Source organism: Methylotenera sp. (genome assembly GCF_013141425.1).
Lineage (GTDB): Bacteria > Pseudomonadota > Gammaproteobacteria > Burkholderiales > Methylophilaceae > Methylotenera.
This window is the reverse complement of the sequence record NZ_JABFRA010000068.1, coordinates 1-10,530: the sequence shown is the minus strand read 5'-3', so window position 1 is coordinate 10,530 and position 10,530 is coordinate 1. Positions and strand designations below refer to the sequence as shown.

Genomic DNA, 10,530 nt, shown 5'->3' with positions numbered 1-10,530 from the left:
TAGAATGGCTAAAAGAATACGCCGATAAAACCGAATGTAAAATTCACGCTTACGTGCTGATGACAAATCATGTGCATTTACTGGTTTCTACCGAAAAAACCGAAGCAGTTGGTGCAATGATGAAAGCCCTCGGTCAGCGTTATGTGCAATACATTAACAAAATGTATAAGCGCACAGGCACTTTGTGGGAGGGGCGTTATAAATCTTGCCCTACGCAGGCGGAAACTTATTTATTGGCTTGCCAGCGTTATATTGAGCTTAACCCTGTGCGCGCCAATATGGTGAACCACCCTGCGGAATACAAGTGGAGTAGCTATGCGGCTAATGCGCAAGGTGCCAACTCTGCAGTCATTCAGCCAAATGTTTTATACCAAGCGCTTGGTTTAGATGCTGTTAGCAGACAAGCGGCTTATCGTGAGTTATTTAGATTTCAATTAGATATTGGCTTGGTGGATGAAATACGCAAGGCAACAAATGGCAATTACGCTTTGGGCAATGCGTTATTTGTTACACAAATTGAAGATGCCTTAGGCAGGAGAGTGACGGCTGGTAAGGCTGGGCGGCCTAAATTGATATTGAAAAGTGATTCAAATAAATAATTTGTATAGCGTGAGTATACGGTGGTACAATTTATTTTTACAAGAAGCCAAATTAAATGATTAAAAGCTTTCAGCATAAAGGTTTGGGGCAGTTTTTTTTGACTGGAAGTAAATCAGGGATTCAGCCGCACCATGCGGCTAAACTCATTGTGCAATTAACTGCGATGAATGCTGCGGAATGTGCTGAGGATTTAAGAGTGCCTGCCTGGCGGTTGCATCAGTTATCTGGTGATATGGTGGGTTTTTGGTCGATTACGGTAAATGGTAATTGGCGCGTTATTTTTAGGTTTGATCAAGATGATATTGAGCTGGTCGATTATTTGGATTATCACTAGATGTAATTGATGGCGATGGCTATTTTTGAATGTTAGGAGAATGATATGGATATGCATAACCCCGCTCACCCTGGTGAGGTTTTAAAAGAGTATTTGCCAGATGGTTTGAGCGTGACCGATGCTGCCAGCCACCTTGGCGTTACGCGTGTTGCGCTATCACGCATATTAAACAGCAAAGCTGGTATTAGTGCTGAAATGGATTTGCTATTGGCTGATGCCTTGGGTACGTCTGCAGGGTTTTGGTCGCGCATGCAGGTGCAATATAATATTTGGCAGGCTAAGCAGAAACAACGCAAACATATAGAACGATTTCCACAGGCTGCATAGTGGCTTATATGCTCGGTGAGATGCAATAATAAATTGCATCTATAAAAATATGGTAGTGGTTTGATGTTTTAATAAAAAGTTGTACGTAGAAAAATTAGGGGCGTGCTGATGACTAAAAAAAATGCTGGATTTACGCTGCTCGAGTTATTGGTGGTAATGGTGATTATTGGTTTATTGGTCAGTTATGTGGGCCCGAAATATTTTGCCCAAGTGGGTAAATCTGAGGTGAAAACTGCGAAAGCGCAAATTAATGCATTAGAGCAGGCGCTAGATCAATATAGATTAGAAACTGGGCATTATCCAAGCACAGAACAAGGGTTAGATGCCTTGTTTAATAAACCTAGTAACGAGGCGAAGTGGGCAGGACCTTACCTTAAAAAAGCGCCACCAGCAGACCCGTGGGGGAATGCTTATATCTATAAATCTCCTGGTGAGCATGCCGATATTGATTTGATGTCTTTTGGCAATGATGGTAAGCAAGGTGGTAAGGATGAAGCTGCCGATATCAATAATTGGCAATAAGCACTTAAAAAATGAAATTTGAATTAAAAGTGATGTCGGACTCTGAGGCAGTTTCGTTGATTACGATAGATGCTATTTCAGCCGAGGATGCTAAGCAACAAGTTAAATTAAAGGGCTTGATTCCTTTATCTGTTAAGCATAGATCTGAACATAGTTTATCTGCAGGAAAATCTAAAGGTGGATTTCAGTTATTACTTTTTAGCCACGAGCTGTTACAGCTTTTAAAGGCTGGCTTAAGTTTGGTTGAGGCAATGGAGACCTTGCGCGAGAAGGAGCAGCGCGCAGGTGTAAAGCTACTATTGGATGATGTTACAAACTCATTATTTGAAGGCTTGCCATTGTCGGCTGCACTAGCAAAAAATGTTAATCAATTTAATCCGTTATATGTCGCTATGGTAAAGTCTAGCGAAAAAACTGGTGATTTGGTCGATGCTTTGAGGCGCTATATTGATTATCAGGTGCAAGTAAACTTAGTGCGAAAAAAAATTATTAGTGCGTCTATTTACCCAGCAATTTTATTGATGGTAGGCGGCATGGTTATTATGTTTTTAATGCTGTATGTGGTACCAAAGTTTAGTGTGATTTATGAAGGGCGTGGCACAAATTTGCCGTTGTTGTCACAATGGCTTTTGGCGTGGGGGGGAATGCTAGCGGAACATAGCCTAAAAGTATTAATTGGATTTATTGTTATTCTAGTGGCGATGATTTATGGATTTACTAGACCATCAATTAGGCAATATTTAATGAGCAAAATATTGCTAGTACCTATGCTCGGTGAAAAGATGAAAGTTTATCAATTAGCAAGATTTTATAGAACGGCGGGCATGCTACTTAAAGGGGGTATTCCAGTAATGACAGTTTTAGATATGGTTTCTGGCTTATTGCGTAGTGACCTAAGCCAGCAATTGGCATTAGCTAGGAATGACATTAAAGAGGGGTTGCCTTTGTCTATAGCAATGGAAAAACATCATTTAACCACTCCAGTCGCCGTTCGCATGATGCGAGTTGGTGAGAAAAGTGGACAGATGGGCCAAATGATGGAAAATATAGGAGACTTTTATGAGGATGAGATTTCACGTTGGGTTGATTGGTTTACAAAGCTATTTGAACCAATTTTAATGGCGCTAATTGGCCTAATTGTGGGTGTGGTGGTGGTGTTGATGTATATGCCAATATTTGATTTGGCTGGTAGTATTCAGTAGACATTTGACTATGCTAACCACACAAACTATAAGCGAATCTATAAAGCTTGCTACTAAACTTGGCCAACCTGTAATGCAAGTGCTTGAAGAAAACTCAACGTTAATCGCACATGAATTAACAAAAGCACTAGCTGAGTTATGGCAGTTTAGGTATTTCAGTATGCTCGAACTGCATGAGCATAATGTGGAGTTTGACAAATTACCATATATAGATTCTGTTAAAAAAGGTTGTGTGGCCTTACGAGAGCCCGCAGGTAAGCTTTATGTAGCTATTTCAGACCCTTTTAATGCAGATTTGCAAGATTGGGTTTCGGCTAGAATTCAAGAAGATTTTAGATTTTCCGTTTGTCATAAAGATGATATTGCCGCATTGCTAAAGAAAAATGAAGAGAACATGCTTGCAATGGACGGTATGGTTGAGCAAAAACGTGACAGTACAAAATCAATCAATAGTATTGAAGAGTTGTCTTTCGTAAAAATAAATGCAGATAGTAGTCAGGTGGTTAAGTTGGTCAATTCAACACTTTACGATGCACTTAAGACCAAGGTGAGTGACATACATTTAGAAGCAGATGCCCATGGTTTAGTTATTAAGTATAGATTGGATGGCGTTTTAGATGTAGTCACTAAAGTGGAAGGCGTTGAAGTCGCTGAGCAGGTAATCTCACGCATAAAAATTATGGCTGAATTAGATATTGCTGAGCGAAGAGTGCCGCAAGATGGGCGATTTAAAATTGCAATTCAAAATCGGGAAGTAGATTTTCGCGTGTCTATTATGCCTAGCATCTATGGCGAAGATGCGGTGCTTAGAATATTAGACCGCAGCACCATTAGTGAGGTGGTAAAAGAGTTACGCTTAGAACAGCTAGGTTTTGATGTTGTAACGGTAAAACACATTAGAAAAATGGTGTTAGAGCCTTATGGAATGGTGTTGGTTACTGGCCCTACAGGCAGCGGTAAAACGACTACGCTTTATGCTGCAATATCAGAAATAAATAATGGGAAAGATAAAATTATTACCATTGAAGACCCAGTTGAATATCAGTTGCCTGGGGTGTTGCAAATACCGGTTAATGAAAAAAAAGGCTTAACTTTCGCACGTGGTTTGAGATCCATACTTAGACATGACCCAGATAAAATCATGGTGGGCGAAATTAGGGATGCAGAAACAGCACAAATTGCTATTCAATCTGCACTAACTGGCCATTTAGTATTTACTACAGTACATGCAAATAATGTTTTTGACGTAATTAGCCGCTTTACGCATATGGGAGTTGATTCATATAGTTTTGTGTCAGCAATGAACGGGATAATATCGCAACGCTTAGTCAGGCTTATTTGCAAAGATTGTGCGGTTGATTACCAACCTAATGAGGATTTGTTGAACGACTCAAAGTTAGTGAGAGCTGACTTATCTAGCTTTAAATTTAAACTTGGGCAGGGTTGCGGAAAATGCCGTGGCACTGGCTACAAAGGAAGAAGGGCAATCGCCGAGATACTGGACTTGAACGATGAAGTTCGCGAATTGATTGTTTCAAAAGCGCCAATTAGAGAAGTAAAAGAAGCCGCCACTAGATCTGGAACACGATATTTGCGTGACGTAGCAATAGATTTAGTGAAAGCTGGTGAGACAACATTACAAGAGATAAATCGTGTTACATTTGTTGACTAATAAAGTGACTATTTTTTTGCACCCAGAATACATAGCTGCAGTTAGGCATGAGGGGTTTTTCCGTAAGCGTATTGGTAAAAATGAAATAATACCAGTAGAAAATAGTGTTGATAACACTGGGTATGGACGTGTGGTGGATGCGCTAAAAATGTTGCTTAACAAGCCAGAGTGGCAAGCGTGTAACGCAAATATTGTACTTTCTGGACATTTTGCAAAATTTAGAGTTGCTAGGTGGAATCAAGTATTATCTAAAGAAGAGCAGAAAGCTGTAATACTTCATCAATTAGAAGAAATTTATGGTGTTGATGATAAAAAATTTCGTGTTTTTATGTCGGATAGTGGTTTTGGAAAGTGTAGTTTGGCATTTGCGATTGAAGATGGGTTTTATAATCAACTATTAGAGTTGGAGAAAAGTAAGCGCTTTACGCTAAATTCGATTGTTCCTTATTTTGTATTGATCACTAATTATTGGCGTAAATCAATAAGTAAAAATGCGTGGATAATTGTTAAAGATAGTGCCTATATCTATCTAACTAACATTAAAGAAAACTCTTGGGAAATGGTAAAGGTTGCCACTGTGAAGGAAGGTTGGGAGTTAGAGGTTGAGCGGATGCTTAATCGAGAAATAGTGCAGTTGGGCAGGAACGATAAGGGTACTTCTGTTTATTTTCATGAAGATATGCAGTCAAATCTTAATTTAGACTTATTTAAAAATATAAGCCCAAAAATAGTGATGCTTCGTAATGTTACCCACAAGGAAAATAGAGAAAAATCAAAGTTCGTAAACTATTTACTATGAAGCTCAATAGCCATTTAAAAAAGATTCATTTTGATTCAGTAAGAAGTGCTGATTACTTAGGTATTTTATCGCTGTTTTTTGGATTAGCTGTTTTTGGGTTCGCTGGTTATCAAAATTTGCAAACCGCAAAAACGCTTACAAAAATAAAAAGTGAGATTAGCAATATTCAACTAGAGGTTATTCCCAAACCAATCAAAAAAACTACTAATGAGGATATTCAAAGTGCTGGCATTCTTGAAAAAATACAAAAGCAATTAGACTATCCATGGGAAAAATTATTTTCCACTTTAGAGTTGGTTCATACGAATAATATAAGCTTAATGACCATACAACCCAATATGGAAAAAAAAGAAGTGCTTATTTCAGCAGAGGCAGCAAACACGCATGAAATGCTTGAGTATATACATGCGCTTGGTGCTCAGCAAAATATAGAGCATGTTGAATTATTGAGTCAAGAAATAATGACTTCTAATCAGAAAGAAGGAATTGATTTTTTAATGATGGTTAAAATGCTATAAGCCATGCTAAGTAATATTAACCCATTTGTAAGTTACATGTATCAAAGGCTTGGTAAGTACAGTGTAATAGGACTGAGTTTAACTTTTTGTGGTTTGCTACTTTTTGGTTTTAATTTTACTTACCAATTAAAAAAATTAGCCATTTTAAAGATTGAACTCGCTGAAATAACTCACAAGAAAAACTTGTCGGTGCGTCAGTTAGAGTCTAATGGACCAGAGAATTTTTATGGCATACTTAATTTCCCTAAAAAATCTGAGCTGCATAATGTTATTGAGTTTATTCATGTGTCTGCGCAACAGAATAACTTGTTCGTAGATAACGTAGATTATAAATTTACTGAATTACCTTCGATTCATATGGTTAGTTATGAAGTAACATTGCCAATATCAGGAAAGTATTTAGATGTTAGAGCATTTATAAGTCAATTATCTAAAAAATATGCTGGGGTTATATTGCAAAATGTGGAGTTATCTCGTGAAAATAGCCAAGTAAATAATCTAGATGGATTTTTACAACTTAATATTTATGTGAATAACTAGAAGTGACCAATAAGTCAATTTACAAGCAATATCTAATATACGGCACTTTGTTTGCAACGCTTGCTTCTGCTGGGTATTTTAAATATCAGGAATATTCGAATAATGATACTAATGATGTTGTAGGCGCATCAGACATAGTTGTTAGCAATGCAGTTATAAGGGATCCCAGTCGTGGGATTGGAAAATCTACTTTTGTGAAGAATGCGTTAATTAACAAAGTTGATATTTTTGAAATTTATAAAAAACCAACGTTAACACCAGATAAGAGTAAGTTGCTGACTCATTTAAAGGTTATTGTTAAACCTAGCCCGATAATTGCGATAATCGCCCCAACAGTAATTCCGACTCCAGCAGCCCCCGCCATTCCATTTAAGTATATTGGCAAAATTTTTGGCGATGATGAGTACCAAGTTTTTGTTGGCTTTAATGGTAAAAATTTTGTAGTAAAGGAAGGTGATATCGTTCAACAAACCTATAAGATAGAAAAGATTTCACCACCCATGATGACCTTAACTTATATTCCAATGAACGTATTACAAAGCATGCAGATTGGGGAGCCTAATTGAACTTAAGAATATTTAAAAATGCCTTTTTACTTCTGCTAATAATTATGTTGTTAGGATGCGCAAATAATCAAGCCTTTACTAAAGCCAAAATGACTTTTGAGCAAGGGGACACCAAAGCTGGGTTGCAACAATTAAAAAAACTTGTTGGTGAAAACCCTGAAAATTTAGAATATAAAAACTTTTATTATAAACAGCGTGAAGCTACAGTTCATAAGCTTCTACAAAATGCTGATAATGCTAGAGTCAATGAACATTGGGAAGATGCCGAGGGCATTTACAATAATGTGCTAGAGATTGATGAGGCGAATTCACGTGCCCAAGATGGCCTTAGGGCTACAGCCGTTGAAAATACAATGGGGGCTAAATTGAATGAGGCCTCAGACTTGCTAAATGACGATCAAACTGAAGCTGCAAAAGAAAAAGTAAGGCAAGTATTAAATGAACAGCCGACAAATCTTAAGGCAAAAAAGATGTATGCTGCCATAGAAAAAAAACTACGAGAAAATAATGGCTATTATTCAAAAGTACTTTCAAAATTTAAAACCCCAGTAAGTTTAGAGCTTAAAGATGCCTATGTTAAAACGGTTTTTGAATTAATTTCGAAGGCAGCAGGGGTGAATTTTGTTTTGGATAAAGAAATTAAACCTGATGCCAGAGTTAGTATATTTGTAAAACACACAACAATAGATGATGCATTAAAAAACATACTTGCCTCAACACAACTTAGCAAAAAAATATTGAATGAAAACACTGTATTGGTTTATCCAAATTCAAAAAAATCAGAATATGAAGAGATTATGGTAAAAACATTTTATTTGACAAATGTAGAGCCTAAAAAAGCAGAAGAGTTGATTAAAACGGTTGTTAAAACAAAAGACATTTTTGTGGATGAAAAACTTAATATTTTAGTAATGCGAGATACGTACGATGCAATTCGTTCTGCTGAAAAGCTAATTAATTCGTACGATATTGGTGATCCTGAGGTGCTGCTAGAGGTTGAGGTTCTAGAGATAAGCAATACCCTTGCAAGTGAGCTAGGCCTCCGTTGGCCTAACCAATTGTCGGTTGGAATTAAAGGGGCTGCAGGTAATGGTCAGTTGAGGTTTGATGAGGTTAATAACTTTAAATCAAATATGGCGAGGTTATCAATTACTGACCCTACTTTAGTATTAACCCTTAGAGGAACAGAGGGAGGTAGCAATTTACTTGCAAACCCTCATATCAGAGTTAAAAATCATAAGAAAGCCAAAGTACATATAGGCGATAGAGTGCCAGTCATTACCAACACTTCAACATCAACAGGCTTTGTTTCGGAGTCCGTTAGTTATTTGGACGTAGGACTAAAGCTAGATGTTGAACCTAGCATTATGATTAATGACGAAGTTTCAATAGATGTTGGTTTGGAAGTTAGCAACATCGTCAGTGAGGTAGTGACCAAATCAGGTTCTTTATCTTATCGATTGGGAACACGCAATGCTACAACAACATTACGTCTTAAAGATGGTGAGACGCAAGTTCTAGCTGGGCTCATTAACAATGAGGAACGAATCTCGGCTGATCGTGTACCTGGCTTGGCAAGCTTACCTATTATCGGGCGGCTGTTTTCAAGCAAAAATAAGTCTAATAATAAAACAGAAATTGTGCTGTTAATTACGCCAAAGATAATTCGTAATATATCACCAACGGAATCATCGCTAGCAGAATTTTCCCTAGGAACCGAGTCTGGGAACTCTCCAGCTGGTATGTCGAGTAGCAATACGAATTTAGTAGGTCAGCAAAATGATAATCTGCAGACAACAGAAACGCAGTCAAACGTAAATAGTGAAAATGTATTAACTCCTGCGCCGTTGATGCCAATTCCATTAGACATTCCGCCACCACCGCCATTGCCTGCTGCTTTACCTGCTATGGCGCAATAATAATATCTTTAGATGCGTGAATTTAAATCACCATTATGTTTTTTAGCTTAAAAGTTAGAGGGTTTACATTTATAGAGTTGATGGTTACGCTTGCGATATTGGCGCTGTTGGCAAGTATCGCTACACCTTTAGTTCAAGTGAGTATGCAGCGCACTAAAGAGCAAAAGTTGACTGAATCATTGCGCCAAATTAGAGAAGCAATTGATGCTTACAAAAAAGCATCCGATGAAGGGCATATTAAAAAAAGTGCTGAAGAATCTGGTTATCCAGCAACTTTATCTTTGTTAGTTGATGGAGTTGAAGACATAAAAGATCCTAAGCGTAGAAAGATATTTTTTCTACGAAAATTACCGCAAGACCCTATACAAGACGAAGTTAAAGATGGGGATGATAATTGGGGTAAGCGCAGCTATCAGAGTCCTGCTGATGACCCAAAAGAGGGCGATGATGTTTTTGATGTTTATTCCACATCCAATGAACTGGGGTTGAATGGAGTGGCATATCGTGAATGGTAATTTCAGAAAATTTAAATTAAATTTAGCTTTTACACTTATCGAGTTATTGGTCGTAATGGCTGTAATCGCCGTACTTTTAACGATAGCATTACCAAAATATTTTGGAAGTATTGAAAAATCTAAAGAAGCCGCTTTGCGTCAAGATTTAAGTATTATGCGTGATGCCATAGATAAATATTTAGGCGACACAGGTAAGTACCCAATACATTTAGAAGATTTAGCTACCAAGCATTACTTAAAAAAAATTCCGGTAGACCCAATTACAGAGAGCGCCGAGACTTGGGTTACGATACCTGCTCAAGATATTACAAAAGGTAATGTCTATGATGTTAAAAGTGGATCAACTTTAAATGCAAGCAACGGCAAGCCATATTCAGAATGGTGATTTCTGCATTTTGATGAAATAATTTCAATGATTATTCCTAATAAGCTTAATAAAAATAATGGATTCACCTATTTAGGGCTTCTATTTATTATCGCCTTAATGGGAGTAACTTTGGCACTTGCAGGCACACTTTACTCATTTGTCCAGCAGCGTGAGAAAGAACGACAATTGATATTTGTTGGCAATCAATTTAAGCAGGCGATTTCGCTTTACTATCAACGTACGCCTGGCAATATAAAGCGCTACCCTCAGCGTTTAGAAGATCTCTTGCAAGACAATCGATTTGTTAGCCTACAACGTTACTTACGTAAAATTTATGTTGACCCTATTACTAGAACCCAAGAATGGGGGCTAGTTAAAGCGCCAGATGGTGGTTTTATGGGTGTACATAGCCTATCCACTGGTAAAAGTTTAAAAACAAGCAATTTTGACTCATCAAACCTAGACTTCCACAACAAAACCCACTATTCAGACTGGCAATTCACCTACGAAAATATTGAACCACAAAAACCACTTGACAACCTCATCCCAAAAGAATTAAATAACTGAAGCAAAAAGTCTGTAAATGCAGCATTAAATATAAGCAATACCCAACGATAAAAAGCAACAAGCTACATCGTACGCAAAGTTA

General features: G+C 37.6%; 14 protein-coding genes. All 14 read left to right on the top strand.

Translation table 11 applies throughout. The features are described 5' to 3' along the window. On the top strand, window positions 1-599 hold a 599-nt coding region (locus tag HOO90_RS05710), incomplete at its 5' end, for a transposase (protein WP_292840635.1). 56 nt (window positions 600-655) lie between these two features. Next, window positions 656-934, top strand: a complete 279-nt coding sequence (locus HOO90_RS05705; RefSeq protein ID WP_292840632.1) for a type II toxin-antitoxin system RelE/ParE family toxin — start codon at window positions 656-658, stop codon at window positions 932-934. A gap of 45 nt (window positions 935-979) precedes the next feature. Further along, window positions 980-1,261 carry a HigA family addiction module antitoxin gene (locus HOO90_RS05700; RefSeq protein ID WP_292840629.1) on the top strand — a complete coding sequence of 94 codons (282 nt, stop codon included), beginning with the start codon at window positions 980-982 and terminating at the stop codon, window positions 1,259-1,261. A 108-nt stretch (window positions 1,262-1,369) separates the two neighbouring features. Further along, complete coding sequence (gene gspG, locus HOO90_RS05695; protein ID WP_292840626.1) at window positions 1,370-1,783, top strand: type II secretion system major pseudopilin GspG; 414 nt, start codon at window positions 1,370-1,372, stop codon at window positions 1,781-1,783. Between the two features lie 11 nt (window positions 1,784-1,794). Then, entirely contained in the window at window positions 1,795-2,985 is a 1,191-nt protein-coding gene (locus tag HOO90_RS05690; RefSeq protein ID WP_292840623.1) for a type II secretion system F family protein, read from the top strand. A 10-nt stretch (window positions 2,986-2,995) separates the two neighbouring features. After that, a complete protein-coding gene (locus tag HOO90_RS05685) occupies window positions 2,996-4,657 on the top strand; it encodes a GspE/PulE family protein (protein WP_292840620.1) in 1,662 nt (553 codons plus the stop codon). Next, a complete protein-coding gene (locus HOO90_RS05680) occupies window positions 4,638-5,456 on the top strand; it encodes a hypothetical protein (RefSeq protein WP_292840618.1) in 819 nt (272 codons plus the stop codon). Before HOO90_RS05685 ends, HOO90_RS05680 begins: the two co-directional genes overlap by 20 nt. Then, a complete protein-coding gene (locus tag HOO90_RS05675; RefSeq protein ID WP_292840615.1) occupies window positions 5,453-5,974 on the top strand; it encodes a hypothetical protein in 522 nt (173 codons plus the stop codon). The genes HOO90_RS05680 and HOO90_RS05675 overlap by 4 nt, the downstream gene beginning before the upstream one ends. Window positions 5,975-5,977: 3 nt before the next feature. After that, the gene (locus HOO90_RS05670) at window positions 5,978-6,514 is read left to right on the top strand and encodes a hypothetical protein (RefSeq protein ID WP_292840612.1); all 537 of its coding nucleotides are present in this window, start codon (window positions 5,978-5,980) and stop codon (window positions 6,512-6,514) included. 47 nt (window positions 6,515-6,561) lie between these two features. Next, window positions 6,562-7,080, top strand: a complete 519-nt coding sequence (locus HOO90_RS05665) for a hypothetical protein (protein WP_292840609.1) — start codon at window positions 6,562-6,564, stop codon at window positions 7,078-7,080. Continuing rightward, window positions 7,077-8,999 carry a secretin and TonB N-terminal domain-containing protein gene (locus HOO90_RS05660; RefSeq protein ID WP_292840606.1) on the top strand — a complete coding sequence of 641 codons (1,923 nt, stop codon included), beginning with the start codon at window positions 7,077-7,079 and terminating at the stop codon, window positions 8,997-8,999. The genes HOO90_RS05665 and HOO90_RS05660 overlap by 4 nt, the downstream gene beginning before the upstream one ends. A 35-nt stretch (window positions 9,000-9,034) precedes the next feature. Continuing rightward, on the top strand, window positions 9,035-9,514 hold the full coding sequence (locus HOO90_RS05655; RefSeq protein ID WP_292840603.1) for a type II secretion system protein: 480 nt from the start codon (window positions 9,035-9,037) through the stop codon (window positions 9,512-9,514). Then, the gene (locus HOO90_RS05650; protein WP_292840600.1) at window positions 9,504-9,899 is read left to right on the top strand and encodes a type II secretion system protein; all 396 of its coding nucleotides are present in this window, start codon (window positions 9,504-9,506) and stop codon (window positions 9,897-9,899) included. Before HOO90_RS05655 ends, HOO90_RS05650 begins: the two co-directional genes overlap by 11 nt. 27 nt (window positions 9,900-9,926) lie before the next feature. After that, window positions 9,927-10,448, top strand: coding sequence for a type II secretion system protein (locus HOO90_RS05645; RefSeq protein ID WP_292840597.1), 522 nt, complete (start codon window positions 9,927-9,929; stop codon window positions 10,446-10,448). The last annotated feature ends 82 nt before the right edge of the window (window positions 10,449-10,530 follow it).

Excerpts from the sequence above, each read along its gene's own strand:
- HOO90_RS05670 (WP_292840612.1), top strand. The coding sequence starts at position 5,978 with ATGCTAAGTAATATTAACCCATTTGTAAGTTACATGTATCAAAGGCTT.
- HOO90_RS05690 (WP_292840623.1), top strand. The coding sequence starts at position 1,795 with ATGAAATTTGAATTAAAAGTGATGTCGGACTCTGAGGCAGTTTCGTTG.
- HOO90_RS05700 (WP_292840629.1), top strand. The coding sequence starts at position 980 with ATGGATATGCATAACCCCGCTCACCCTGGTGAGGTTTTAAAAGAGTAT.
- gspG (WP_292840626.1), top strand. The coding sequence starts at position 1,370 with ATGACTAAAAAAAATGCTGGATTTACGCTGCTCGAGTTATTGGTGGTA.
- HOO90_RS05675 (WP_292840615.1), top strand. The coding sequence starts at position 5,453 with ATGAAGCTCAATAGCCATTTAAAAAAGATTCATTTTGATTCAGTAAGA.
- HOO90_RS05645 (WP_292840597.1), top strand. The coding sequence starts at position 9,927 with ATGATTATTCCTAATAAGCTTAATAAAAATAATGGATTCACCTATTTA.
- HOO90_RS05655 (WP_292840603.1), top strand. The coding sequence starts at position 9,035 with ATGTTTTTTAGCTTAAAAGTTAGAGGGTTTACATTTATAGAGTTGATG.
- HOO90_RS05685 (WP_292840620.1), top strand. The coding sequence starts at position 2,996 with ATGCTAACCACACAAACTATAAGCGAATCTATAAAGCTTGCTACTAAA.
- HOO90_RS05705 (WP_292840632.1), top strand. The coding sequence starts at position 656 with ATGATTAAAAGCTTTCAGCATAAAGGTTTGGGGCAGTTTTTTTTGACT.